At 59.7% G+C, this 24804-nt stretch carries 21 protein-coding genes; 14 read left to right on the top strand and 7 right to left on the bottom strand.

Annotated elements, in window-relative coordinates; genetic code table 11:
- The first annotated feature begins 35 nt into the window (after nucleotides 1-35).
- The 6 genes from menD to WFO70_RS01315 all read left to right on the top strand — a co-directional run bounded on the left by menD (nucleotide 36) and on the right by WFO70_RS01315 (nucleotide 6082).
- A complete protein-coding gene (gene menD, locus WFO70_RS01290) occupies nucleotides 36-1706 on the top strand; it encodes a 2-succinyl-5-enolpyruvyl-6-hydroxy-3-cyclohexene-1-carboxylic-acid synthase (protein WP_337014239.1) in 1671 nt (556 codons plus the stop codon).
- Complete coding sequence (menH, locus tag WFO70_RS01295) at nucleotides 1703-2479, top strand: 2-succinyl-6-hydroxy-2,4-cyclohexadiene-1-carboxylate synthase (RefSeq protein ID WP_337014241.1); 777 nt, start codon at nucleotides 1703-1705, stop codon at nucleotides 2477-2479. Before menD ends, menH begins: the two co-directional genes overlap by 4 nt.
- A complete protein-coding gene (gene menB / locus WFO70_RS01300; protein WP_029740930.1) occupies nucleotides 2476-3333 on the top strand; it encodes a 1,4-dihydroxy-2-naphthoyl-CoA synthase in 858 nt (285 codons plus the stop codon). Before menH ends, menB begins: the two co-directional genes overlap by 4 nt.
- Nucleotides 3333-4298: an o-succinylbenzoate synthase gene (gene menC / locus WFO70_RS01305; protein WP_337014243.1), complete on the top strand. Its 966-nt coding sequence runs from the start codon at nucleotides 3333-3335 to the stop codon at nucleotides 4296-4298. The genes menB and menC overlap by 1 nt, the downstream gene beginning before the upstream one ends.
- Nucleotides 4295-5662 carry an o-succinylbenzoate--CoA ligase gene (menE, locus tag WFO70_RS01310; protein ID WP_337014245.1) on the top strand — a complete coding sequence of 456 codons (1368 nt, stop codon included), beginning with the start codon at nucleotides 4295-4297 and terminating at the stop codon, nucleotides 5660-5662. The genes menC and menE overlap by 4 nt, the downstream gene beginning before the upstream one ends.
- A 234-nt stretch (nucleotides 5663-5896) precedes the next feature.
- Nucleotides 5897-6082 carry a hypothetical protein gene (locus tag WFO70_RS01315; protein ID WP_337014247.1) on the top strand — a complete coding sequence of 62 codons (186 nt, stop codon included), beginning with the start codon at nucleotides 5897-5899 and terminating at the stop codon, nucleotides 6080-6082.
- Nucleotides 6083-6123: 41 nt separating this feature from the next.
- Here the strand turns inward: WFO70_RS01315 and WFO70_RS01320 are convergent, their stop codons facing one another.
- Nucleotides 6124-7572, bottom strand: coding sequence for a catalase (locus WFO70_RS01320; protein ID WP_337014249.1), 1449 nt, complete (start codon nucleotides 7570-7572; stop codon nucleotides 6124-6126).
- Between the two features lie 267 nt (nucleotides 7573-7839).
- Here WFO70_RS01320 and WFO70_RS01325 point away from each other — a divergent pair, with 267 nt between their 5' ends.
- The 6 genes from WFO70_RS01325 to yfaU all read left to right on the top strand — a co-directional run bounded on the left by WFO70_RS01325 (nucleotide 7840) and on the right by yfaU (nucleotide 14030).
- The gene (locus WFO70_RS01325; protein ID WP_337014251.1) at nucleotides 7840-8382 is read left to right on the top strand and encodes a YfaZ family outer membrane protein; all 543 of its coding nucleotides are present in this window, start codon (nucleotides 7840-7842) and stop codon (nucleotides 8380-8382) included.
- Between the two features lie 93 nt (nucleotides 8383-8475).
- Complete coding sequence (locus WFO70_RS01330; RefSeq protein WP_337014253.1) at nucleotides 8476-9675, top strand: nicotinamide mononucleotide deamidase-related protein YfaY; 1200 nt, start codon at nucleotides 8476-8478, stop codon at nucleotides 9673-9675.
- 200 nt (nucleotides 9676-9875) lie between these two features.
- Nucleotides 9876-10655: an IclR family transcriptional regulator gene (locus WFO70_RS01335; protein ID WP_337014255.1), complete on the top strand. Its 780-nt coding sequence runs from the start codon at nucleotides 9876-9878 to the stop codon at nucleotides 10653-10655.
- A gap of 13 nt (nucleotides 10656-10668) precedes the next feature.
- Nucleotides 10669-11874: an L-rhamnonate dehydratase gene (rhmD, locus tag WFO70_RS01340; protein WP_337014257.1), complete on the top strand. Its 1206-nt coding sequence runs from the start codon at nucleotides 10669-10671 to the stop codon at nucleotides 11872-11874.
- Between the two features lie 50 nt (nucleotides 11875-11924).
- Nucleotides 11925-13214 carry an MFS transporter gene (locus WFO70_RS01345; protein ID WP_337014259.1) on the top strand — a complete coding sequence of 430 codons (1290 nt, stop codon included), beginning with the start codon at nucleotides 11925-11927 and terminating at the stop codon, nucleotides 13212-13214.
- 15 nt (nucleotides 13215-13229) lie between these two features.
- Nucleotides 13230-14030, top strand: coding sequence for a 2-keto-3-deoxy-L-rhamnonate aldolase (gene yfaU, locus WFO70_RS01350; protein WP_337014261.1), 801 nt, complete (start codon nucleotides 13230-13232; stop codon nucleotides 14028-14030).
- 41 nt (nucleotides 14031-14071) lie between these two features.
- Here yfaU and glpC read toward each other — a convergent pair whose 3' ends face one another.
- From glpC to glpA, 3 genes are read right to left on the bottom strand one after another with little or no spacing between them, the layout of a single operon-like run.
- Nucleotides 14072-15262: an anaerobic glycerol-3-phosphate dehydrogenase subunit GlpC gene (gene glpC / locus WFO70_RS01355; RefSeq protein WP_337014263.1), complete on the bottom strand. Its 1191-nt coding sequence runs from the start codon at nucleotides 15260-15262 to the stop codon at nucleotides 14072-14074.
- Nucleotides 15259-16476: a glycerol-3-phosphate dehydrogenase subunit GlpB gene (gene glpB, locus WFO70_RS01360; protein WP_337014265.1), complete on the bottom strand. Its 1218-nt coding sequence runs from the start codon at nucleotides 16474-16476 to the stop codon at nucleotides 15259-15261. Before glpB ends, glpC begins: the two co-directional genes overlap by 4 nt.
- Nucleotides 16466-18094 (bottom strand): anaerobic glycerol-3-phosphate dehydrogenase subunit A, encoded by a 1629-nt coding sequence (gene glpA / locus WFO70_RS01365; RefSeq protein ID WP_337014266.1) that lies wholly within the window; start codon nucleotides 18092-18094, stop codon nucleotides 16466-16468. Before glpA ends, glpB begins: the two co-directional genes overlap by 11 nt.
- A 251-nt stretch (nucleotides 18095-18345) precedes the next feature.
- Between glpA and glpT the strand changes: the two genes are divergently transcribed.
- Together glpT and glpQ are read left to right on the top strand one after the other, a co-directional pair.
- Nucleotides 18346-19698 (top strand): glycerol-3-phosphate transporter, encoded by a 1353-nt coding sequence (glpT, locus tag WFO70_RS01370; RefSeq protein WP_337014268.1) that lies wholly within the window; start codon nucleotides 18346-18348, stop codon nucleotides 19696-19698.
- A gap of 11 nt (nucleotides 19699-19709) precedes the next feature.
- Nucleotides 19710-20771 (top strand): glycerophosphodiester phosphodiesterase, encoded by a 1062-nt coding sequence (gene glpQ, locus WFO70_RS01375; RefSeq protein WP_337014269.1) that lies wholly within the window; start codon nucleotides 19710-19712, stop codon nucleotides 20769-20771.
- Nucleotides 20772-20854: 83 nt separating this feature from the next.
- On the opposite strand, the gene yfaE is transcribed toward glpQ, so the two are convergent.
- From yfaE to nrdA, 3 genes are all read right to left on the bottom strand, one after another.
- Complete coding sequence (gene yfaE, locus WFO70_RS01380) at nucleotides 20855-21109, bottom strand: class I ribonucleotide reductase maintenance protein YfaE (RefSeq protein WP_337014271.1); 255 nt, start codon at nucleotides 21107-21109, stop codon at nucleotides 20855-20857.
- Nucleotides 21109-22239 carry a class Ia ribonucleoside-diphosphate reductase subunit beta gene (gene nrdB, locus WFO70_RS01385; RefSeq protein WP_337014273.1) on the bottom strand — a complete coding sequence of 377 codons (1131 nt, stop codon included), beginning with the start codon at nucleotides 22237-22239 and terminating at the stop codon, nucleotides 21109-21111. Before nrdB ends, yfaE begins: the two co-directional genes overlap by 1 nt.
- 81 nt (nucleotides 22240-22320) lie before the next feature.
- Nucleotides 22321-24606: a class 1a ribonucleoside-diphosphate reductase subunit alpha gene (gene nrdA, locus WFO70_RS01390; protein ID WP_337014275.1), complete on the bottom strand. Its 2286-nt coding sequence runs from the start codon at nucleotides 24604-24606 to the stop codon at nucleotides 22321-22323.
- Between the last annotated feature and the right edge of the window lie 198 nt (nucleotides 24607-24804).

Raw genomic sequence — 24804 nt, forward strand, 5'->3', positions numbered from 1 at the left:
TATACTAAGTCGCAATATTGATACCGGACAATTCCATGTCAGTGAGTTCCTTTAACCGGCGCTGGGCGGCGGTGATCCTTGAAGCCCTGACCCGCCATGGCGTCAGGCACGTTTGCATCGCACCCGGTTCGCGCTCGACGCCGCTGACCCTGGCTGCCGCTGAGAACCGCACCTTTATTCATCACACCCATTTTGATGAACGCGGTCTTGGACATCTGGCGCTGGGGCTGGCAAAAGCCAGTAACGCCCCGGTGGCGGTGATTGTCACCTCCGGTACTGCGGTGGCTAACCTCTACCCGGCGCTGATCGAAGCCGGGCTGACCGGCGAAAAACTGGTTCTGCTGACGGCGGATCGTCCCCCGGAGCTGATCGACTGTGGCGCAAACCAGGCCATTCGCCAGCCGGGACTCTTTGCCTCTCATCCCACCGAAACGCTCTCCCTGCCGCGTCCGACCCGGGATATTCCCGCCCGCTGGCTGGCCTCAACGGTGGATCACGCGCTGGGTACGTTGCGCGCGGGCGCGCTGCATATTAACTGTCCGTTTGCCGAGCCGCTGTATGGCGAAATGGATGAGACCGATCTTGCCTGGCAGCAGGCGCTGGGCGACTGGTGGCAGAGCGAAAAACCCTGGCTGAGTGCCCCTGTAGAGCTTGCAAGCCCCAAACAGCGCGACTGGTTCTTCTGGCGGCAAAAACGCGGCGTGGTGCTCGCGGGCAGAATGAGCGCGGCGGAAGGAAAAAAGGTAGCGGAGTGGGCGCAAACCCTCGGCTGGCCGCTGATTGGCGACGTGCTCTCCCAGACCGGACAGCCGCTGCCGTGCGCCGATCTGTGGCTCGGCAATGCCAAAGCGATCACCGAGCTGGAGCAGGCGCAGATTGTGGTGCAACTGGGCGGTAGTCTGACGGGGAAACGGCTACTCCAGTGGCAGGCCACCTGCACGCCGGAGGAGTACTGGCTGGTGGATCCGCGGGAAGGACGCCTGGATCCGGCGCACCATCGCGGGCGTCGGCTGGTCTCGAACGTGGCCGACTGGCTGGAACTGCATCCGGCGGAAAAACGCGCCCCCTGGGCCGCGGCGATCCCGGAGCTCTCCCGCCAGGCCTGGGAGCTGACGGCGCAACACAGCGACGAATTTGGCGAGGCGCAGCTGGCGCACCGCATTCGCCACTATCTGCCCGAGCAGGGGCAGCTGTTTGTCGGCAACAGTCTGGTGGTGCGCCTGATCGATGCCTTTTCCCGCCTGCCGGCAGGCTATCCGGTGTTCAGCAACCGGGGTGCCAGCGGCATTGACGGGCTGATCTCCACCGCCGCCGGGGTCCAGCGCGCTAACGCCCGCCCGACGCTGGCGATCGTGGGCGACCTGTCGGCACTGTACGATCTCAACGCGCTGGCCCTGTTACGTCAGGCCTCTGCGCCCTTTGTGCTGCTGGTGATCAACAACAACGGCGGGCAGATTTTCTCCCTGCTGCCAACGCCGCAGAGTGAACGCGAACGCTTCTATCTGATGCCGCAAAACGTGCAGTTCGAACATGCCGCGGCGATGTTCAGCCTCCGCTATCAGCGCCCGACGAACTGGGCCGAACTGGAGAGCGCCCTGAGCACGGCGTGGAGCAAACCCCGCGCCACGCTTATCGAAGTGGTGGTTAACGACAGCGACGGCGCGCAGATGCTGCAGAACCTGCTGGCGCAGGTCAGCCATCTATGATCCTGCAAGGCACGCAGTGCGCTGGCGCGGCAGGAAAACCCTGGCTGGTTTTCCTGCACGGCTTTTCCGGCGATAGCCGTGAATGGCAGGCGGTGGGGGAGAGTATGGCCGATTATCCCCGGCTGTATCTCGATCTGCCCGGCCACGGTGCATCGGCCTCCATTGCGGTGAATGATTTCAGTGATATGAGCCGTCTGCTAAATTGCAGCCTCATTAGTTACAACATACTCGAATACTGGCTGATGGGGTACTCCCTCGGCGGCCGCATTGCGATGTATCACGCCTGCCAGCGCCCGAAAGGACTGCGGGGGCTGATCGTCGAGGGGGCGCATCCGGGGCTACGTGACGACCATGAACGCGCAAGCCGCCGCGCCTCCGATGCGCGCTGGGCCGCACGTTTTCGCCATGAGCCTTTAGAAGCGGTGTTTGCAGACTGGTATCAACAGCCGGTGTTTGCCTCGTTAACCGAAGGGCAGCGTGAGGCGTGGGTTGCCCTGCGCAGCCGCAACAACGGCGAGGCCCTGGCTGCAATGCTGCAGGCGACGTCCCTGGCCGAACAACCCGATTTACGGGCTGCGCTCGCTGAGTGCGTGGTCCCTTTTTTCTACCTGTATGGCGAGCGGGACGACAAATTCCGGGCAATTGCCCGGGATCTTCCCGCGATTAGCTATGAAATTTTCCATGCCGGACATAACGCCCATCGGGAAAACCCCGTTGCGGTGGCCGAGCGTCTGGCTCAGATACTCCATCTACCCATAAAGGACACGCTATGATCTACCCTGATGAAAACATGCTCTACGCCCCGGTGGAATGGCAGGACTGCTCCGAAGGCTACACCGACATTCGTTACCACAAATCAGCGGACGGCATCGCCAAAATCACCATCAACCGTCCGCAGGTGCGTAATGCGTTTCGTCCGCTGACCGTCAAAGAGATGATTCAGGCTTTGGCGGATGCGCGCTACGACGACAACATCGGCGTGATTGTCCTGACCGGCGAAGGTGATAAAGCGTTCTGCTCCGGGGGCGATCAGAAAGTACGCGGTGACTACGGCGGATATCAGGACGATGCGGGTACGCACCACCTGAACGTGCTCGACTTCCAGCGCCAGATCCGCACCTGCCCGAAACCGGTAGTGGCGATGGTCGCGGGCTACTCCATCGGCGGTGGCCACGTGCTGCACATGATGTGCGACCTGACCATTGCCGCGGAGAACGCCATCTTCGGCCAGACCGGGCCGAAAGTCGGCTCCTTCGACGGCGGCTGGGGGGCCTCCTACATGGCCCGCATCGTCGGTCAGAAAAAAGCGCGTGAGATCTGGTTCCTGTGCCGTCAGTACAACGCCCAGGAAGCGCTGGACATGGGCCTGGTCAACACCGTGGTGCCGATTGCCGATCTGGAAAAAGAGACCGTGCGCTGGTGCCGTGAAATGCTGCAAAACAGCCCGATGGCGCTGCGCTGCCTGAAGGCGGCGCTGAACGCCGACTGCGATGGTCAGGCCGGTCTGCAGGAGCTGGCGGGCAACGCCACCATGCTGTTCTATATGACCGAAGAGGGTCAGGAAGGCCGTAACGCCTTCAACGAGAAGCGCCAGCCAGACTTCAGCAAATACAAACGGAATCCGTAATGCGCAGCGTACAGATCTACCGCTGGCAGGTACCGATGGACGCGGGTGTGGTACTGCGCGAACGGCGGTTAAAAACCCGCGACGGTCTGTTCGTTCATCTGCAGCAGGACGATCGGCAAGGGTGGGGCGAAATCTCCCCTCTGCCGGGCTTCAGCCGCGAATCGCTGGAGGAGGCTGAAGCCGCGCTGCGGGCGTGGAGTATCGCCTGGCGCGACGGCGAAGCACCTCTGCTGCCCGGTCTGCCGTCGGTAGATTTTGGCATCAGCTGCGCGCTGGCGGAGCTCGACGCCTCTCTGCCGGAGGCGGCGGACTATCGCGCGGCCCCGCTCTGCACCGGGGATCCTGACGAACTCTTTGCCGTCCTGGCCGCCATGCCGGGCGAGAAAGTAGCGAAGATCAAGGTTGGTCTGTATGAGGCGGTACGCGACGGCATGGTGGCGAATCTGCTGCTGGAGGCCATTCCGGATCTGCGGCTGCGGCTCGATGCAAACCGCGCCTGGACCCCGCTGAAAGCGCAGCAGTTTGCGAAGTACGTTAACCCGGCGTACCGGGATCGTATTGCTTTCCTGGAAGAGCCCTGTAAAACGCGCTCGGACTCGCTGGCCTTTGCCCGGGAGACGGGGATTGCCATCGCCTGGGATGAAAGCCTGCGTGAGGACGATTTTACGTGGAGTGCCGAGCCGGGTGTTCGCGCAGTGGTCATCAAACCCACGCTTACCGGAAGCATCGCGAAGGTACGTGAGCAGGTGGACGCGGCCCACGCCCTCGGGCTGACGGCGGTGATCAGCTCGTCGATTGAGTCGAGCCTCGGCCTGACCCAGCTGGCGCGGATTGCCGCTCAGTTCACGCCGGACACCGTTCCCGGCCTGGATACCCTGAACCTGATGCAGGCGCAACTGCTGCGGCCCTGGCCGGGCAACACCTTGCCCTGTCTGGATCGCGAGGCGCTGGAGCCGCTGCTATGACCTTTTCCGACTGGCCGTGGCGGCACTGGCGCACGCAGCATGCTGATAAACCTGCTCTGCGTCTGGAGGAAGAGACATACACCTGGCAACAGCTGTGCATGCGCCTCGACGGCCTTGCCGCAGGCTTTCAGCGTCAGGGGGTACAGGAGGGCGACGGCGTGATGCTGCTCGCCCATAACCACCCGCAGACGCTGCTGGCGTGGCTGGCGCTGCTCCAGTGCGGGGCGCGTATTCTTCCCGTTAACCCCCAGTTACCGCATCCGCTACTGGATGTGCTGCTCCCGCAGATGACGTTGCGCTTTGCGCTGGTGCTGAACGGTCGCTACGACAGCGACAGCCTCACTGCGCTGAGCATGAGCGACCAGCCAGGTGAAGGTGGCGTGGCGTGGCGGGCGGAACGCCCTGCAACCATGACGCTGACCTCTGGCTCCACCGGATTACCCAAAGCAGCGGTGCATACCTGCGAGGCGCATCTTGCCAGCGCCAAGGGCGTTCTGGCGCTCATGCCTTACGCCAATGACGACGACTGGCTGCTGTCGCTGCCGCTGTTTCATGTCTCCGGACAGGGCATTCTCTGGCGCTGGTTACAGGCAGGCGCACGCTTAACCGTACGCGAGAAACAGCCGCTGGAGCAGGCGTTAAAGGGATGTACGTATGCCTCGCTGGTACCAACTCAGCTCTGGCGTTTGCTCCAGAGCGAAAACCGCATCGCGCTGAAAGCGGTATTACTCGGCGGGGCGGCAATTCCCGTTGAGCTGACGCAAAAGGCGCGAGCGCGGGGCATACGCACCTTCTGCGGCTATGGCCTTACCGAATTTGCTTCCACTGTCTGTGCTAAAGAGGCGGACGGAGAACCTGACGTCGGCTATGCGCTGCCGGGCAGGGAAGTGCAGGTGGTGGATGGGGAAGTCTGGATCAAGGCACAAAGTATGGCCGCGGGATACTGGCGCGACGGTGCCTTGCTGTCATTGACTAACCCACAGGGCTGGTTCGCCACCCGCGATCGCGGTGAATTAGTCGATGGACGCCTGACCATTCTCGGCCGCATGGATAATCTTTTTTTCAGCGGCGGAGAAGGGATCCAGCCGGAAGAGCTGGAGCGGGTGATCGGCACCCATCCTCAGGTCAGCCAGGTGTTTGTGGTTCCCCTCGATGATGTTGAATTTGGTCAGCGGCCGGTGGCGGTCGTCGAGTGCGAAGCGGGGTCCGATATCACACAGTTGCCGCACTGGGTAAGCGATAAGCTGGCACGCTTTCAGCAGCCGGTGCACTGGCTGGCCCTGCCGGCAGAACTGAAAAATGGCGGGATTAAGATCTCCCGTCGCGCTCTGCAGCAGTGGGTTCGTCAGTCGTTAAGAGGCTGATTTGCGAGCCTGCTCGGGAAAGGACGTCAACAAGCTTACCTCTCGCACGCGCTGTGCTATTTTCCTATTTTCCGGCGAAAGGAACTCAGGCTACTTGCGCTGGGATACACTGGCAACGCCCAGTTAAAAACGTTGCTCAACTATCTTCTCCAGGCCGGTCATACCGCCGATCCAGCAGCGTTTTTGCAGGCATTAGCACACAGGACGAAGGATCATCAGCATAAGGAGACGTTAATGAACATTGCGCAATTTCTCCGGGAAGAGGGGATGGCTCAGGGATTAAACCAGGGCAGAGCGGAGGGCATCGAACAGGAGGCGCTTCGTATCGCGAAGGTGATGCTGGAAAAGGGCCTGCAGCCTGAGACCGTCTCCCAGCTAACCGGGCTGGCACCCGAGATTGTCGAGCAGGCCAGACATTAATCATGCAATAAACAACGGGAGCCTGAGCTCCCGTTCTGTTTTTACTTCTCTTCGGCTAAGCGCATCAGCGCTGCCTGGACACCCGCCCCGTAGTGCGGGTGGACTTCACTGAACAGGGCAATCTGGCGCGCCTGAATAAAGGCCGGCACCTCACGCATATCCCCGGCGATACGGTCAAACATCCGCTGATGCTCTTCCGGACTCAGCAGCTCAAACAGCTTGCGCGGCTGGCTGAAGTAGTCGGTATCCTCGCGATGATTCCAGTGATCGGCAGCACCTTCCAGCGACAGCGGCGGCTCGCTGTAGTCCGGCTGCTCCTGGAAGACACCAAAGCTGTTTGGCTCGTAGGTGGCGCCATTGCCGCTGTTACCGTCCACACGCATCGCGCCATCGCGATGATAGTTATGGAACGGACAGCGCGGGGCGTTCACCGGGATCTGATGATGGTTTACGCCCAAACGGTAGCGGTGGGCATCGCCGTAGGAGAACAGGCGCCCCTGCAGCATGCGATCCGGCGAGAAGCTAATCCCCGGCACCACGTTCGCCGGCGACATCGCCACCTGCTCAACTTCCGCAAAGTAGTTATCCGGGTTACGGTTCAGCTCCAGCACACCCACTTCCATCAGCGGATAGTCGCCGTGCGGCCAGACTTTGGTCAGATCGAAGGGATTGTAAGGTACCTTCGCGGCATCGCTTTCCGGCATGATCTGCACGTAAAACGTCCAGCGCGGGAAATCGCCTTGTTCGATGGCGGTAAAGAGATCGCGCTGGGAACTTTCGCGGTCCTCTGCGACCAGGCGTTTGGCGTCATCGTCCATCAGGTTAGCAATACCCTGCTGGGACTTAAGGTGGAATTTCACCCAGAAGCGTTCGTTATTGTGATTAATAAAGCTGAACGCGTGGCTGCCAAAGCCGTGCATGGTGCGATAGGAGCGGGGCAGACCGCGATCGCTGAAGTCAATGGTGAGCTGATGCAGCGTTTCCGGCAGGTGGGAGAAGAAATCCCATTTGTAGGTCGGATTACGCAGGTTAGTACGTGGATCGCGTTTCACCACGTGGTTAAGATCCGGGAACTTCAGCGGATCGCGCAGATAGAAGACGGGGGTATTATTCCCGACCAGATCCCAGTTGCCTTCCTCGGTGTAGAACTTGATGGAGAAGCCGCGGATATCGCGTTCCGCATCGGCGGCACCGCGTTCACCGGCCACGGTGGAGAAACGCACAAAAAGATCGGTTTTTTTGCCGACAGCCGAGAACAGCTTCGCCCGGGTAAAGGCGGTGATGTCCTGGGTAACGGTAAAGGTACCGTATGCGCCTGAGCCCTTGGCGTGCATCCGACGCTCGGGGATCACCTCCCTGTCGAAGTGCGCCAGTTTTTCCAGGAACCAGACATCCTGCAGCAGCATGGGGCCGCGTGGGCCTGCGGTGGCAACATTGTTGTTATGGACGACGGGGCAGCCGGAGCCGGTGGTTAAGCCTTTTTTACTCATATTCTCTCCCTGAATGATCAGTGTATGGGGGTCATTTCCGTTTTAAGCGAAGGTTAATCTAAATAAGTTACTCAGGTTGATTGTTGATCGGGCGCAACCTAACCGGACTCAATCTGTTTCTCTGGATTTAACATTGTTAAAACCTGTAAGTATCAACTCGTTACAATCTAATTTTTTTATTAGGTTACCTCAGCGTTGATCGCAGGCCGACTCACGTTAAAATCACGCGTTTTTGGCGTTTATCTAATAATTGTGCGGATCACGATAATGAAAAAAGTGGCATTACTGGGCCTCGGCGGCCTGATGTTTGTTTCTGCGGCAGCGAACGCAATTTCTATCAGCGGCCAGGCCGGTGAGGATTACACCAACGTTGGCGTCGGTTTCGGCACGGAAACGTCGGGCCTGGCGGCGACCGGCAACTGGACCAATAACGACGATGAAGGTGACGTGGCCAGCATCGGCCTGGGCCTGAACGTACCTCTCGGTCCGTTCCTCGCTACCGTTGGCGGTAAAGGTATCTACACCCACCCGAAAGACAGTGATGAAGGCTATGCCGCAGCGGTAGGCGGTGGTCTGCAATGGAAAATTGGCAGCAGCTTCGGTCTGTTTGGTGAGTACTACTACTCCCCGGATTCCCTCTCCAGCGGCATCGATAGCTATGAAGAGGCCAACGCCGGTGCGCGCTGGACCATCATGCGTCCGATCACCATCGAAGCGGGCTACCGTTACCTGAACCTGGCGGGCAAAGACGGCAACCGCGACAACGCCATTGCCGATGGTCCGTACGTGGGCGTGAGCGCAGGCTTCTGATCACCCGGCGCGGCGTTCTGTCGCGCCTGTTTCTCTCTTCCCCCTACAGCCGATTGCGCTATAGTGTTTTCACCACAAATGCGGGAGAACACAATGATAAACGTGGAGATGCTGTCCACTGGCGATGAAGTGCTGCATGGACAAATCACTGATACCAATGCGGCCTGGCTGGCGGATATTTTCTTTGAACAGGGATTACCGTTAACGCGGCGTAACACGGTGGGCGACTCGCTGGAGGCGCTGGTCAACGTCCTGCGTGAGCGTAGCGAACAGGCGGATGTGCTGATTGTGAACGGTGGCCTCGGCCCCACCAGCGACGACCTGAGCGCACTGGCCGCCGCTACCGCGAAAGGCGAAGAACTGGTGCTGCATACCGAGTGGCTCAGCCAGATGGAGCGTTTCTTCAGCGATCGCGGCAAGGTGATGGCCCCCAGCAATCGCAAACAGGCAGAAATTCCGGCCAGCGCGGAGCTGGTTAATAACCCGGTCGGCACCGCCTGCGGCTTTGCCGTTCAGCTTAATCGCTGCCTGATGTTCTTCACCCCCGGCGTCCCGTCCGAATTTAAGGTGATGGTGGAAAAAGAGATCCTGCCGCGCCTGCGTCAGCGTTTTACCCTGCCGGAACCCCCAGTCTGTTTACGTCTTACCACCTTTGGCCGTTCGGAGAGCGAGCTGGCGCAGAGCCTCGATCACCTGAGCTTGCCGCCAGGCGTGACGATGGGCTATCGCTCCTCCATGCCGATTATCGAACTGAAATTAACCGGCCCGGCGACCGAGAAAGCCGCGATGCTGGCCCTGTGGCCTGAGGTGCAGCGCGTGGCGGGCGAGAACCTGATCTTCGAAGGCACCGAAGGACTCCCGGCGCAAATCGCCCGCAATTTGCAGGCCCGCCAGCTGAGCCTGACCCTGAGCGAGCAATTTACCGGTGGCCTGCTGGCGTTACAGCTCTCACGGGTAAGCGCTCCGCTGCTGGCAAGCGAGGTGGTGCCGTCCCAGGAGGAGACTCTGGCGCAAACCGCCCACTGGGTGGCCGAGCGTCGGGTTAAACATTTTGCCGGTCTGGCGCTGGCGGTATCGGGTGTGGAAGAGGATCACCTCAACTTTGCCCTGGCCACTCCGGAAGGCACCCATGCCCTGCGGGTGAAAATGAGCACAACGCGCTACAGCCTGGCGGTGCGTCAGGAGGTATGTGCGATGATGGCGCTGAACATGCTGCGCCGCTGGCTGAATGGCAAAGAGGTTGCCAGCGAACATGGCTGGATCAACGTCGTCGAGTCGCTGTTCCTGCCGTGATTTTTGCGCGCCGGGCTCCCCGCCCGGCGCGTTGTTGTCCAACCTGTTGTACTCGCTCTGATTTTTTCTGCGCTGTTCGTCACAATTTTATCCTGCTGTTTGTCCAGCTGGCTGGAACCCGCTGGCGATTTGAACTCGCTCACAAATAAACCCGCCCTCAGCCGCAACACTGATTCCAGTATTCAGGACTGGAGTCCAGCATGTTGGAATCAACCAAAGTACCGGCGCTGACCCGCGCCATCGATATTCTCGACACCATTGCCCGTCTGGGGCCCTGCAGCGCCGCGACCCTTATTGATGAGCTGGGGATCCCGAAGAGCACCGCCTACCTCCTGCTGGGCGAACTGCGAAGACAGCGTTTTCTCAGCCTCGACAGCCAGGACAACTACTGCCTGTGGACCCGGCTGGTGGAGCTGGCGGGCCACGCGGTGAGCCGGATGGATCTCCGTGAGATGGCGCGCCCGCGCCTGACGCAGCTGATGGACGAGAGCGGCCTGCTGTGTCATCTCGGCATTATTGATAACGGCAGCGCCTACTACATCCTCAAAATCGAGTCGCCCGCCACCATCAGTGTCCGTTCCCACGAGGGGAAAAGCCTGTCGCTTTCCCGCTCGGGCATTGGCAAATGCCTGCTGGCGTGGCAACCCGACAGGGTGCAGGAGACCATCATCGCCAGCCTGGACTGGGAGCGGGTCACCCCGACCACCCTCACCAGTGCGCAGCAGATGCGCGACGAGCTGGCACGCATTCGCGCCAGAGGCTGGAGTTTTGACAACGGCGAAGACTACCCCGACGTGCGCTGCGTGGCGGCCCCGGTCTTTAACGCCAATAACGATCTCACCGCTGCCATCTCGGTGGTGGGCACCCGACTGCAAATCAACGAAGACAACCGCGACTACCTGGCCGGTAAAGCGATTGCCTGTGCGAAAGATATTTCCCGTTTACTGGGCTGGAAAAGCCCCTTCGAGCAAGCCTCATAATATGGAGAAGATCATGACCCTACCGAAGATTAAACAGATCCGTGCCTGGTTTACCGGCGGCGCAACGGCAGAGAAGGGCGCGGGTGGCGGCGATTATCACGACCAGGGGGCCAACCACTGGATCGACGACCATATCGCCACCCCGATGAGTAAATATCCGCAGTATGAACAGTCGCGCCAGTCGTTCGGCATTAACGTCCTCGGCACGCTGGTAGTCGAAGTGGAGGCCGATAACGGCCAGACCGGTTTTGCGGTCTCCACCGCCGGGGAGATGGGCTGTTTTATCGTTGAGAAACACCTCAGCCGCTTTATCGAGGGCAGGTGCGTTAGCGATATCAAGCTGATCCACGATCAGATGCTCGGGGCGACCATGTATTACGCCGGTTCCGGCGGCCTGGTGCTGAACACCATCTCCTGCATTGACCTGGCGCTGTGGGATCTGTTCGGCAAGGTGGTGGGGCTGCCGGTCTACAAGCTGCTCGGCGGCGCGGTGCGGGATGAGATCCGTTTTTACGCCACCGGTGCCCGCCCGGACCTGGCGAAAGAGATGGGCTTTATCGGTGGCAAAATGCCGACCCACCGGGGGCCGCACGACGGCGACGCCGGGATCCGCCAGGACGCGGCGATGGTGGCGGAGTACCGGGAGAAATGCGGTCCGGACTTCTGGCTGATGCTTGACTGCTGGATGAGCCAGGACGTGAATTACGCCACTAAACTGGCCCACGCCTGCGCGCCGTACAACCTGAAGTGGATTGAGGAGTGTCTGCCGCCGCAGCAGTACGAAGGCTATCGCGAACTGAAGCGCAACGCTCCGCCGGGGATGATGGTCACCAGCGGGGAGCACCACGGTACCCTGCAATCCTTCCGCACGCTGTCCGAAACCGGGATCGACATCATGCAGCCGGACGTCGGCTGGTGCGGCGGTCTGACTACCCTGGTGGAGATTGCGGCCATCGCGAAAGCCCGGGGGCAGCTGGTGGTGCCGCACGGTTCGTCGGTCTACTCCCATCACGCGGTGATCACCTTCACTAACACGCCGTTCAGTGAATTCCTGATGACCAGCCCGGACTGCGCCACGCTGCGTCCGCAGTTTGACCCGATCCTGCTCGATGAGCCGGTGCCGGTGAACGGCCGCATCCACAAATCGGTGCTGGATAAACCCGGCTTTGGCGTCGAGCTGAACCGCGATTGTGCCCTGAAGCGTCCTTACAGCCACTAATCCATCGCGCCGCGCGCTAGCGTGGCGTCACCCTTTACTGAGGATTGTCTATGAATATGACTCTGCTCGACAGCGTGGTCAGGAAAAACCGTGCCCGCCTGATCCCCTTCATGCTGGCGCTCTACGTGCTGGCATTTCTGGATCGCTCTAATATCGGCTTTGCCAAAGAGAGCTACCAGATCGATACCGGGCTCAGTAACGAAGCCTATGCCCTGGGGGCCGGGATCTTCTTTGTGATTTACGCCCTGCTGGGCGTTCCCGCCAACCTGCTGATGCGCAAGTTTGGCGCCCGGACGTGGATTGGCACCACCACGCTGCTGTGGGGATTTCTCTCGGCGGCGATGGCGTGGGCCGATACCGAGAGTAAATTTCTGCTGATCCGCACCCTGCTGGGGGCGGCGGAGGCAGGCTTCTTCCCCGGCATGATCTACCTCACCTCCCAGTGGTTCCCCCAGCGCAACCGCGCCAGCATTATGGGGCTGTTTTACATGGGGGCACCGCTGGCGTTGTCGCTCGGGTCGCCGCTCTCGGGGGCGCTGCTGGAGATGCACGGCTTCATGGGCCATCCCGGCTGGTTCTGGATGTTTATCATCGAGGGGCTTATCGCCGTAGGGGCCGGGGTCTTTACCTTCTTCTGGCTGGACGATACCCCGCAACAGGCACGGTTCCTCACCGCGCAGGAGAAACAGGTACTCATCGACCAGCTGGCAGGGGAGGAGCAGAGCAAAGCCACCTCGCGGCTGAGCGATGCCCTGCGCAATGGCCGGGTCTGGCAGCTGGCGTTTATCTACATGACCATCCAGATCGCCGTCTACGGGCTGATCTTCTTCCTGCCCACCCAGGTGGCGGCTCTCCTCGGCACCAAAGTGGGCTTCACCGCCTCGGTGGTGACGGCGATTCCGTGGGTGGCGGCGCTGTTTGGTACCTGGCTGATCCCGCGCTACTCCGACCGCACCGGCGAGCGGCGTAACATTGCCACGCTGACGCTGCTGGCCGCCGGTATTGGGGTGGGCGTCTCTGGGCTGGTGTCGCCGGTACTGGCGATAGTGGCGCTGTGCGTGGCCGCGGTGGGGTTCATCGCCGTACAGCCGGTCTTCTGGACCATGCCGACGCAGTTGCTCTCCGGCACCGCGCTGGCGGCAGGGATTGGCTTCGTCAATCTGTTTGGCGCGGTGGGCGGTTTTCTCGCCCCGCTTATCCGGGTCAAAGCCCAGACCCTGTTTGGCAGCGATGCGGCCGGGCTGCTGGCGCTGGCCGGGATTGCCGTTCTCGGCGCGCTGGCGATCCTGGTGCTGGGCGTGACCCGCACCACGCCGCAGGCCAACCGCGTACCTCATTAACATCAGGGAGTTTTTATGCAAAACCTTCTTTCCAACCCCTTTAAGCAGGCCCTGCTGAAGGGTGAAGCGCAGATCGGACTGTGGCTCAGCTCCACCTCGTCCTACATGGCGGAGATCGCCGCGACCTCAGGCTATGACTGGCTGTTAATCGACGGGGAACATGCGCCCAATACGCTTCAGGATCTCTACCACCAGCTGCAGGCGATCGCCCCTTATGTCAGCCAGCCGGTGATCCGCCCGGTTGATGGCGACCGCAGTCTGATCAAGCAGGTGCTGGATATTGGTGCCAGGACGCTGCTAATCCCGATGGTCGACAGCGCCGAACAGGCGCGGGAGATCGTCTCCGCCACCCGCTATCCCCCGCTGGGCGTTCGCGGCGTGGGGGCAGGGGTGGCACGGGCGGCACGCTGGGGGCGGGTAGAGAACTACATGGCCCGGGCCAACGACGAGCTGTGCCTGCTCATTCAGGTAGAGAGCAAAGCCGCGCTGGATAACCTCGATGCGATCCTGGACGTTGAAGGAATTGACGGGGTATTTATCGGCCCGGCCGATCTGTCGGCTTCGCTGGGCTATCCGGACAACGCCGGGCACCCGGAAGTCCAGGCGATTATTGAGCGCAGCATTCGCCGCATTTGTGCTGCGGGTAAAGCCGCAGGCTTTCTTGCGGTCGATCCACAGATGGCGCAAAAGGCGCTGCGCTGGGGGGCGACCTTTGTTGCGGTAGGAGTGGACACCATGCTCTACACCGACGCCCTCGACAGGCGACTGGCGATGTTCAAAACGCCGTTATCCGCAGCCAGTAAAACCAGTTATTAATCAGGGAGCAGTCCGGCAGAGACGTTCTGCCGGGCGCTGGCTTAAACCAGCGCCTGTGCCAGCAGGCTAATGGGATGTTCGCAGCGCTTGCTGGTGGACATCTCAATCTGCCACTTGCAGGTTTCGCAGTCCGTTACCACGATATCCGCGCCGCTCTCTTCTATCTGGCGGAACAGCGGGGCGCCAATCGCCTGTGACGTTTCGTAGTTTTCACGCTTGAAGCCGTAGGTTCCCGCAATCCCGCAGCAGCGCGAATCCAGAACCCTCAGCTCCAGCCCCGGAATAAGCCGCAGCAGCTCCAGCGTATAGAGCGACCAGCCCATTTTCTCCATATGACACGGCGTGTGGTACACCACTTTCAGGGGCAGTTCCCCCAGCGGTAACGTCTGCCCGCTATCCAGTTTGCGCCACAGGAAACGCGTCGCCAGCTCGATGTGCTCGCGCAGACCGCTATTATCCACGTCCAGCAGATGCGGGTACTCGTCGCGCAGGGTGAAGGTGCAGGTGGACGAGGTCGCCAGCACCGGAATCCCCTTGTCGACTATGGCTTCGCGCAGCGACGTGACGTTGCTTTTTGCCTGCCTGCGTGCTTTATCGGTAAACCCGTTGGCAATCAGCGGTACGCCGCAGCACTTCTCCTTGTTCAGTAGCTGAACGCCCGTTCCCATGGCGTTGAGCACCTTCAGCAGATCCTTACCCAGCTGCGGGTGGTTGTAGTTCACATAGCAGCCGTGGAAAAAGGCCACCTGCTCGGCATACTTCGCCTGCTCCGCGGCGACGGACTTGTACCAGCGGCGGAAGGTGCCGTGAGAATATTTCGGCAGGCTGCGGTGATGGTCAATTTTAAGCGTGGCATCCAGCAGCTGGCGCACCGGCTTGAGAGAGGTCGCGGCATTCACCAGCGGGGCGAACGGCGTAGAGACGCTGCCCATCAGATCGGTGTGGCTCAGAATGGCGTCCCGCAGCGACGGTTTTTGCGTGCTATAGCGTGCCCGGGCGCGCTGAATAATGTCGCCGATTTTAACATCCGACGGGCAGGCCACCTCGCAGCGTTTACAGTTGATGCAGTATTTCAGCGCCTCGTCGTACAGCCTGCCGTCCTTCAGGCGCAGACGCTCGCCGTCCGGCCCGGCCTGTTTCGGACCAGGGTAGCGGGGATTAACGCCGCTGACCGGGCAGACGGTGGTGCAGACCGTGCATTTGATGCAGCTTTCAAAACGGGTATCGTTCATTGTTCAGCCTCCATGCTCTGGCTAATCTGCTCTGCCACATACAGCGCGGTGACGGCGCAGACGCCACCCCCGCAGCCCTGAGCGATAGGGTCGTACCCGCCCAGCAGCGAGCCGATGGCAAAGAGATTGCTGACGGGCTTACCGGAAAGCTGCGGGTGTAGCTGGTTATCGACAATCACGCCGAACTGTTGCCAGGGCTGCGGCGAGAAGAAATCACTCTGATACCAGTCCGCGCGGGAGGCGTTTTGCCGCACATCCAGCCCCATAATGGCTTCCCGAATGCCCTCCCGGCTGCTCAGCAGTCCGTTACTGAAGAAACTGCCGCTGGCCAGCACCGTATAGCGGGCGCGAAGCGGAATATCATCGTGGTTACGCGTCCAGACTTCGCTGACCGCGCCGTCCGTGAGGGTGATTTTTTTCACCTCGTCACCCGCCATCCAGACGCCGCCCTGCGCAACAAACTGCCGCTGGAGCTGGGTATGCAGGCGAATACCGGGTACGGAAGGGGGCAGCGTTGGCAGCAGGCCGAGCGTGCAGGGCAGACGATCCGAAAGCCAGCACCAGAGCCGGTTGTCGCGTAAGCCAAAGCAGGCGGGCATCAAGAGGGCATCGCATCCTGCCGCAAGCGGGATGAGCGCCTCATACAGCAGCGACCACTTATCTTCGTTATCCAGATAACGGGCGATGTTCACCGCGCGAAACTCACTCGGGTTGTCGCGCAGGACATCAAGCTCGGGCAGCTCTATCTCTGCCGCTTCGGCATTAACCCCCTGGCGGCAGAGCGATGCCGCCGCGAGATGGGGCTGAAAATCAAGAAACCCGCTAATCCCCACGACCCGCACGCGCTCGCCGCTGAAAGGGGCAACGGGCACCTCCTCCGGACTGAGCCAGGCGGAACGCAGGGTGCCGAGCGGCGTGACGCGCTGATGATTTTGCCTGGCGCTCCCCTGCAGACGCGCACCGCAGTCCGCCAGTAGCGCTTCGGTTTCCAGCGCAAAGCGGTCAATGTTATGCGCGCCGATCAGGTGATAAGGATGCTCGGCCGGCAGTTTTTCGCGATACCTGTCATCCACCAGATCCAGCGAGCCCGACGAGAAGTGCAGGGCGCTCTGTCCCCGGGTGATAATGGCGCAGCGCAGCCCCCGCTTTGTGAGTTTGATTCCACAAAGCAGGCCTGCCAGCCCGCCGCCGACAATCACGGTATCAAATTTCATCGCGTTGCTCCTTCTCAAGACCGCAAAGCCCCTGGTAGACCCAGCGGGTAAACTCGTTTTCACGCAGAGCATCTCCCCAGGCAACAGGCTGAATCCCTTTCCAGCGCTCGTTTAAAAACGCGCTGAGCTGATCGAGCGACTGGGTGGCGGTGGTGGTATGAAAACGTTGCAGCAGACCGGCGGCACGGCAGGCGCACAGCTCGCCCTGGCAGGTCCCCATTCCGACGCGGGTGCGGCGGCGGAGATCGAGCAGGCTATTGACCGTCAGGTTTTCCACCGCGTACTGCACCTCACCAGCGGTGACGGCTTCGCATTCGCATACGAGGCTGCGGCTCAGCCGCCCTTCGCCCAGCCACTCCGGCGTCCTGTCGCCATGGCGATAGATGGCCGACCCGCGCAGGGGGGCGGGCAGCGAGATAATTTTTTGCAGCGTCTTTTCGGTGGACTGCCGCGAACCGGGCAGGGGCTGTTCTGCCGTGACGCACGGTTCGGTATTGCCCAGCTTGCGGCAGACGGCATCCGTTGCCCACTCCGCCATCAGACGGTAGGTCATCAGCTTGCCGCCGGTAATGGTGATAAACCCGTCCAGGCCGTCACGCGCGGCATGGTCGAGCAGCACAATGCCGCGGCTGACGTTACGCCCACTTGGATCGTTATCGCTGGCGACCAGCGGACGTACGCCCGCATAGGCGCGCAGGATCCGGGTCTGTGCCATCACCGGGGCCAGTTTTTCCCCTTCGCGCAGCAGGATATCCACCTCTTCGGCGGTAACGCGGTTGTAATCAATCTCGCTGTAGTCCACGTGCGTTGAGGTGGTACCTATTAACGAAATGGTATCGCCGGGGACGAGGATATCGGCGTCGGACGGTTTACGGCAGCGGTTAATCACGTGGTTATTAATGCGGTGGTCGAGGATCAGCAGGGAGCCTTTCGCCGGGAACATGCGCACCGACAGGTCGGCGTACTCTGCAATGCGCTGCCCCCAGATCCCCGCGGCATTGACGACCACGGAGGCAAACAGCTCGCTGTGTTCGTGGTATTGCGTGTCAAACACCCGCACGCCGCAGACGCGGTGGCCTTCGCGGATAAGCCCGGTCACTTCGTGCCCGGTCAGAATGCGCGCGCCATGCTCGCGGGCGTCCAGCATGTTGGCGGCGGTCAGGCGAAAAGGATCAACGGTGCCGTCAGGCACTTTTACCGCGCCCGTCAGGGTTGGGTTGACGGCGGGCTCAATGCGGCGCGCGAGGGCCGGGTCGATGGCCTCGGCCTGAATCCCCGCCGCACGGCAGGCGGTAATAAAGGTTGACTGAAAGGCGAGATCGTCTTCGGGAAGCGTAATAAAAAGGCCGTCGGTGGGTTCAATGCAGTGGCGGGCTATACGCCGCAGGATCTGATTTTCGGCGATACATTCGCGCGCGGATTCACCGTCGGTCACGGCGTAGCGGGCACCGCTGTGAAGCAGTCCATGATTGCGGCCGGTAGCGCCTGTCGCGATGTCATGGCGTTCCAGCAGCGTGACGCTTAATCCCCGCAGGGCGCAATCACGTGCGATACCAGCGCCGGTTGCGCCACCGCCAATGATAATCACATCGCTGTAACGAGGATCGTGAATGGTCATTGCTATCCCTCTGTGTTCGTTTTCTATCATTTAGCCACACTAAAACTGTGGTTTGTTTGATTTCGAGCACAAACGAGCGTAATTCGAAAATGAAACGTGATTTCATGCGCTTTTTTGCGCATTCTGTCATATTTCTGTAACAATCTGTGCGTTGATTCACAGTAACAATCACTCTGATTTCTTAACATCCCCGCCTCTGGAATTCAGGTGCGAGCCACCTGCCCATTCAATACAAGGCCACGGAGGCTGTCATGCTCAGTATCTTCAAACCTGCGCCGCATCAGGCGCGTCTGCCAGAGGCAGAAATTGATCCGCTATACCGTCGTCTGCGTTGGCAAATTTTCCTGGGGATCTTCTTCGGGTACGCGGCGTACTACCTCGTTCGTAAAAACTTTGCGCTCGCCATGCCTTATCTGGTGGAGCAGGGCTTTTCCCGTGGCGATCTGGGGTTCGCGCTGTCGGGGATCTCCATCGCCTACGGTTTTTCAAAATTCATTATGGGTTCGGTGTCCGACCGCTCGAATCCGCGCGTATTCCTGCCCGCCGGTCTGATCCTGGCGGCAGCGGTTATGCTGTTCATGGGCTTTGTGCCCTGGGCAACCTCCAGTATTGCCGTCATGTTCGTGCTGCTGTTCCTCTGCGGCTGGTTCCAGGGCATGGGGTGGCCACCGTGTGGACGTACCATGGTGCACTGGTGGTCGCAGAAAGAGCGCGGCGGCATCGTGTCGGTGTGGAACTGTGCCCATAACGTGGGTGGCGGCATTCCGCCTCTGCTGTTCCTGCTGGGGATGGCCTGGTTCAACGACTGGCACGCGGCGCTCTATATGCCTGCCTTTGGCGCCATCGTGGTGGCGATTATTGCCTTCGCCCTGATGCGCGACACGCCGCAGTCCTGCGGTCTGCCGCCGATCGAAGAGTACAAAAACGACTATCCGGATGATTACAGCAAGGAGCATGAAGAAGAGCTGACCGCAAAACAGATCTTCATGAAGTACGTCCTGCCGAACAAGCTGCTGTGGTACATCGCAGTCGCCAACGTGTTCGTTTACCTGCTGCGCTACGGCATCCTCGACTGGTCACCAACCTACCTGAAAGAGGTGAAGCACTTCGCGCTGGATAAATCCTCCTGGGCCTATTTCCTGTATGAATATGCCGGGATCCCGGGCACGCTGCTTTGTGGCTGGATGTCGGACAAAGTGTTTAAAGGCAACCGCGGTGCGACGGGCGTCTTCTTTATGACTCTGGTGACCATCGCCACCGTCGTTTACTGGCTCAACCCGCCGGGCAACCCGTCAGTAGATATGGCCTGTATGATCGTCATCGGCTTCCTGATTTATGGTCCGGTTATGCTGATCGGTCTGCACGCGCTGGAGCTGGCACCGAAGAAAGCGGCAGGCACGGCGGCAGGCTTTACCGGTCTGTTCGGCTACCTGGGTGGGTCGGTCGCGGCGAGCGCCATCGTGGGCTATACCGTTGACTTCTTCGGCTGGGACGGTGGCTTTATGGTGATGATCGGCGGTAGCGTGCTGGCGGTGCTGCTATTGATTGTCGTGATGATCGGCGAGAAACGTCACCACGCGGAAGTGCAGGCGCGTCGTCAATAAGGAACATGGCCATGAAATTATCTTACTTAACCACCGGCCTGTTGCTGGCGGGCCTGATGACCGGGTCCGCGCTGGCGGCAGATAAAATCGTCATCGCCCACCGCGGCGCGAGCGGCTATCTGCCGGAGCACACGCTGCCGGCGAAAGCGATGGCCTATGCGCAGGGCGCGGATTACCTGGAGCAGGACCTGGTGATGACCAGGGACGACCAACTGGTCGTCCTGCATGACCACTATCTCGATCGCGTGACGGACGTGGCGGAGCGCTTCCCGTACCGCGCCCGCAAAGATGGTCGCTTCTACGCCATTGATTTTACCCTGGATGAGATCCGCTCCCTGAAGTTCACCGAAGGCTTCGAGATTGAAAATGGCAAGAAGGTGCAGGTCTATCCGGGACGCTTCCCGATGGGCAAATCTGACTTCCGGATCCACACCTTCCAGGAAGAGATTGAGTTTGTTCAGGGGCTGAACCACTCCACCGGGAAAAACATCGGTATCTACCCGGAGATCAAAGCGCCGTGGTTCCACCACCAGGAAGGGAAAGACATTGCCGCGAAGACGCTCGACGTGCTGAAGCAGTACGGCTACACCAGCAAGCAGGACAAGGTGTATCTGCAGTGCTTTGACGCCGCCGAGCTGAAGCGCATCAAAACCGAGCTGGAGCCGAAGAGGGGGATGGATCTCAATCTGGTGCAGCTGATTGCCTATACCGACTGGAATGAAACCCAGGAGAAGCAGCCGGACGGCAAGTGGGTAAACTACAACTACGACTGGATGTTTAAGCCGGGCGCGATGAAGCAGATTGCGCAGTACGCCGACGGCCTCGGGCCGGATTACCATATGCTGGTGGCGGAAGGCTCCACGCCGGGCCACGTGACGCTGACGGCGATGGTGAAAGAGGCGCATGCGAGCAAGATGCAGGTGCATCCGTACACGGTGCGTGCAGACCAGCTGCCGCCGTACGCCACGGACGTGAATCAGCTTTATGAGATGTTGTATAACCAGGCGGGTGTGGACGGACTGTTTACGGATTTCCCGGATAAAGCGGTGACGTTCTTAAAGGATAAACGCTGACATTACCGGGTGGCGGCTGCGCCTTACCCGGCCTACGAACTGCGGTTTTGTAGGTCGGGTAAGCAAAGCGCCACCCGGCACAATCACATCTCGATTTCTATATCGCCTTTTGCCCGGCAGCAGCAGGGCAAAATTTCCCCTTCATTAATGAAGGCCAGCGGCTCGGTGATCCAGTCGACCTGGCCCATCACCAGACGGCAGCGGCAGGAGCCGCAGTAGCCTTCACGGCACTGGTATTCGACTTCAATCTGGTGGGATTCCAGCGCAATCAGCAGGGAAGGGTGCTCTTCCTGGCACAGAAGCTCTGTGCCAGAAAGACGAAGCGTCACGCGGCTCATCAGAGCTGGAAGTCGCTCAGGTCGTCGGTGTTGACTTCAGAGTCAATCTGACCGACCAGGTAGGAGCTCACTTCCACTTCCTGCGGCGCAACCTGCACGTTATCGGACACCAGCCAGGTGTTGATCCACGGGATCGGGTTGGAGCGGGTCTGGAACGGCAGATCAAGGCCCACCGCCTGCATGCGGATGTTGGTGATGTACTCCACGTACTGGCAGAGAATATCTTTGTTCAGGCCGATCATGGAGCCGCCCTGGAACAGGTACTCTGCCCACTCTTTCTCCTGCTGTGCCGCCTGGACAAACAGGTCATAGCTTGCCTGCTTGCACTCTTCCGCAATCTCGGCCATCTCCGGATCGTCCACGCCGCTGCGCAGCAGGTTCAGCATATGCTGGGTGCCGGTCAGGTGCAGGGCTTCATCGCGGGCGATCAGACGGATGATTTTAGCGTTGCCTTCCATCAGCTCGCGTTCTGCGAAGGCGAAGGAGCAGGCGAAGCTGACGTAGAAGCGGATCGCTTCCAGCGCGTTGACGCTCATCAGGCACAGGTAGAGCTTTTTCTTCAGCTCACGCAGGTTCACGGTGACGGTTTTACCGTTCACGGTGTGGGTGCCTTCGCCCAGCAGATGCCAGTAGCTGGTCATCTCGATCAGATCGTCATAGAAGTGGGCAATACCCTGCGCACGCTTCAGGATCTGATCGTTGGTGACGATATCATCGAACACAATCGCCGGATCGTTGACGATGTTACGGATGATATGGGTGTAGGAGCGGGAGTGGATCGTCTCAGAGAACGCCCAGGTCTCGACCCAGGTTTCCAGCTCCGGGATGGAGATCAGCGGCAGCAGCGCAACGTTCGGGCTACGACCCTGAATGGAGTCCAGCAGCGTCTGATACTTCAGGTTGCTGAGGAAGATGTGCTTTTCATGCTCCGGCAGGGCCTGGAAGTCGATGCGGTCGCGGGAAACATCCACTTCTTCCGGACGCCAGAAGAAGGAGAGTTGCTTTTCAATCAGCTTTTCGAAGATGTCATATTTTTGCTGATCGTAGCGTGCCACGTTGACCGGCTGGCCGAAGAACATCGGCTCTTTGAGCTGGTCGTTTTTCGTCTGTGAAAAGGTGGTGTATGCCATGAGTGTGTCCTGTGAGAGATTTTGTAGATCGGGCAAACAAAATCGTAGGCCGGGTAAGCGTAGCGCCACCCGGCATTTACATTAAATCTTACAAGCGCCGCTTTCGCAGCCGTCATCCTGAATGTACGGGGCCAGATCGTCCTGCGCATCTTCCGCACCGTCACGGGTGTTTTGATAGTACAGGGTCTTCACGCCAAATTTGTACGCGGTAAGCAGGTCTTTCAGCAGCTGCTGCATCGGCACTTTCCCTGACGGGAAGCGTGACGGATCGTAGTTGGTATTCGCAGAGATCGACTGGTCGATAAACTTCTGCATGATGCCCACCAGCTGCAGATAGCCGTCGTTATTTGGCATCTCCCACAGCAGCTCGTAGTTGTTTTTCAGCAGCTCGTAGTCCGGCACCACCTGGCGCAGGATCCCGTCTTTCGACGCTTTGATGCTGACGTGGCCGCGCGGCGGCTCGATGCCGTTGGTGGCGTTGGAGATCTGCGAGGAGGTCTCGGACGGCATCAGGGCAGAGAGCGTGGAGTTACGCAGGCCGTGGGTCTTGATGGATTCACGCAGGGCTTCCCAGTCAAGGTGCAGCGGCTCGTTGGCGATCGCGTCCAGGTCTTTCTTATAGGTGTCGATCGGCAGAATGCCTTTGGCGTAGGTGGTTTCGTTGAACCACGGGCAGGCACCCTGTTCGATAGCCAGATCGTTAGAGGCTTTCAGCAGGTAATACTGAATGGCTTCAAACGTCTGGTGCGTCAGGTTGTTGGCGCTGCCGTCGGAATAACGCTTGCCGTTTTTCGCCAGCCAGTAGGCATAGTTGATCACGCCAATGCCCAGAGTACGACGACCCATTGCACCGCGTTTTGCCGCCGGGATTGGGTAATCCTGATAATCCAGCAGGGCATCCAGAGCACGTACCGCCAGCACCGCCAGCTCTTCCAGCTCGTCGAGGCTGTTAATCGCACCCAGGTTGAACGCGGAGAGCGTACATAGCGCGATTTCGCCGTTTTCGTCGTTCACATCTTCCAGCGGTTTGGTCGGCAGGGCGATCTCCAGGCACAGGTTGGACTGGCGCACCGGGGCAACGACCGGATCGAACGGGCTGTGGGTGTTGCAGTGGTCAACGTTCTGGATGTAGATACGACCAGTAGAGGCGCGCTCCTGCATCATCAGTGAGAACAGCTCAACCGCTTTAACACGCTGCTTACGGATGCTGTCGTCCTGCTCGTACTGAACGTACAGGCGCTCGAACTCATCCTGATCGGCAAAGAAGGCGTCGTACAGGCCCGGGACGTCGGACGGGCTGAACAGGGTGATGTCGCCGCCTTTCAGCAGACGGGTGTACATCAGCTTGTTGATCTGCACGCCGTAGTCCATATGACGCACGCGGTTACCTTCCACGCCACGGTTGTTTTTCAGTACCAGCAGGCTTTCCACTTCCAGATGCCACATCGGGTAGAACAGGGTCGCTGCACCACCGCGCACGCCGCCCTGAGAGCAGGATTTAACTGCTGTCTGGAAGTGTTTGTAGAACGGGATACAGCCGGTGTGGAACGCTTCACCGCCGCGGATTGGGCTACCCAGCGCACGAATGCGACCGGCGTTAATGCCGATACCGGCGCGCTGGGAAACGTATTTCACAATGGCGCTGGAGGTGGCGTTAATGGAGTCCAGGCTGTCGCCGCACTCGATCAGCACGCAGGAGCTGAACTGGCGGGTAGGGGTACGCACGCCGGACATGATTGGCGTCGGCAGAGAGATCTTGAACGTCGAAACCGCATCGTAGAAACGCTTCACGTACTCCAGACGGGTAGCACGCGGGTAGTTCGAGAACAGGCAGGCGGCGACCAGAATGTAGAGGAACTGGGCGCTCTCGTAGATTTCGCCGGTCACACGGTTCTGGACCAGGTATTTACCTTCGAGCTGCTTCACCGCCGCGTAAGAGAAGTTCATGTCGCGCCAGTGATCGATAAAACCGTTCATCTGCTCGAACTCTTCTTCCGTATAGTCTTCCAGCAGATGCATGTCGTATTTGCCCAGTTCGACCATTTTCACCACGTGATCGTACAGCTTAGGCGGCTCAAACTGGCCGTAGGCTTTTTTACGCAGGTGGAAAATCGCCAGACGTGCAGCGAGGTACTGATAATCCGGCGCTTCGCGGGAGATCAGATCCGCCGCGGCTTTGATGATGGTTTCATGGATATCAGACGTTTTGATGCCGTCATAGAACTGAATGTGGGAACGCAGTTCAACCTGGGAAATGGATACGTTGTTCAGTCCTTCTGCTGCCCAGTCGAGAACTCGATGGATTTTGTCCAGATTGATACGCTCGGTAGTACCGTCGCGCTTTGTCACCAGCAGACTCTGATTCATGTGGGTTTTACCTGTCCGTGAAAAAAGAAAATATCCCCCGCTTATCCACAGACCTCTGTGGATAAATACTACATGTAGGGGTTATATGATAAGGATAACGCAAGATGGTGAGTATTCTAGTAAGGATTCTTTTCAGTACAAGAGTTGATTTTGAGGTTAAATTGAGGTTGTGAAAGAGTAAAAAAGCGTAAGTCCTCG

It is taken from the genome of Leclercia sp. AS011, from assembly GCF_037152535.1.
GTDB lineage: Bacteria > Pseudomonadota > Gammaproteobacteria > Enterobacterales > Enterobacteriaceae > Enterobacter.

Coding starts and splice junctions, on each gene's coding strand:
- menD (WP_337014239.1), top strand. CDS start 36: ATGTCAGTGAGTTCCTTTAACCGGCGCTGGGCGGCGGTGATCCTTGAA.
- menH (WP_337014241.1), top strand. CDS start 1,703: ATGATCCTGCAAGGCACGCAGTGCGCTGGCGCGGCAGGAAAACCCTGG.
- menB (WP_029740930.1), top strand. CDS start 2,476: ATGATCTACCCTGATGAAAACATGCTCTACGCCCCGGTGGAATGGCAG.
- menC (WP_337014243.1), top strand. CDS start 3,333: ATGCGCAGCGTACAGATCTACCGCTGGCAGGTACCGATGGACGCGGGT.
- menE (WP_337014245.1), top strand. CDS start 4,295: ATGACCTTTTCCGACTGGCCGTGGCGGCACTGGCGCACGCAGCATGCT.
- WFO70_RS01315 (WP_337014247.1), top strand. CDS start 5,897: ATGAACATTGCGCAATTTCTCCGGGAAGAGGGGATGGCTCAGGGATTA.
- WFO70_RS01320 (WP_337014249.1), bottom strand. CDS start 7,572: ATGAGTAAAAAAGGCTTAACCACCGGCTCCGGCTGCCCCGTCGTCCAT.
- WFO70_RS01325 (WP_337014251.1), top strand. CDS start 7,840: ATGAAAAAAGTGGCATTACTGGGCCTCGGCGGCCTGATGTTTGTTTCT.
- WFO70_RS01330 (WP_337014253.1), top strand. CDS start 8,476: ATGATAAACGTGGAGATGCTGTCCACTGGCGATGAAGTGCTGCATGGA.
- WFO70_RS01335 (WP_337014255.1), top strand. CDS start 9,876: ATGTTGGAATCAACCAAAGTACCGGCGCTGACCCGCGCCATCGATATT.
- rhmD (WP_337014257.1), top strand. CDS start 10,669: ATGACCCTACCGAAGATTAAACAGATCCGTGCCTGGTTTACCGGCGGC.
- WFO70_RS01345 (WP_337014259.1), top strand. CDS start 11,925: ATGAATATGACTCTGCTCGACAGCGTGGTCAGGAAAAACCGTGCCCGC.
- yfaU (WP_337014261.1), top strand. CDS start 13,230: ATGCAAAACCTTCTTTCCAACCCCTTTAAGCAGGCCCTGCTGAAGGGT.
- glpC (WP_337014263.1), bottom strand. CDS start 15,262: ATGAACGATACCCGTTTTGAAAGCTGCATCAAATGCACGGTCTGCACC.
- glpB (WP_337014265.1), bottom strand. CDS start 16,476: ATGAAATTTGATACCGTGATTGTCGGCGGCGGGCTGGCAGGCCTGCTT.
- glpA (WP_337014266.1), bottom strand. CDS start 18,094: ATGACCATTCACGATCCTCGTTACAGCGATGTGATTATCATTGGCGGT.
- glpT (WP_337014268.1), top strand. CDS start 18,346: ATGCTCAGTATCTTCAAACCTGCGCCGCATCAGGCGCGTCTGCCAGAG.
- glpQ (WP_337014269.1), top strand. CDS start 19,710: ATGAAATTATCTTACTTAACCACCGGCCTGTTGCTGGCGGGCCTGATG.
- yfaE (WP_337014271.1), bottom strand. CDS start 21,109: ATGAGCCGCGTGACGCTTCGTCTTTCTGGCACAGAGCTTCTGTGCCAG.
- nrdB (WP_337014273.1), bottom strand. CDS start 22,239: ATGGCATACACCACCTTTTCACAGACGAAAAACGACCAGCTCAAAGAG.
- nrdA (WP_337014275.1), bottom strand. CDS start 24,606: ATGAATCAGAGTCTGCTGGTGACAAAGCGCGACGGTACTACCGAGCGT.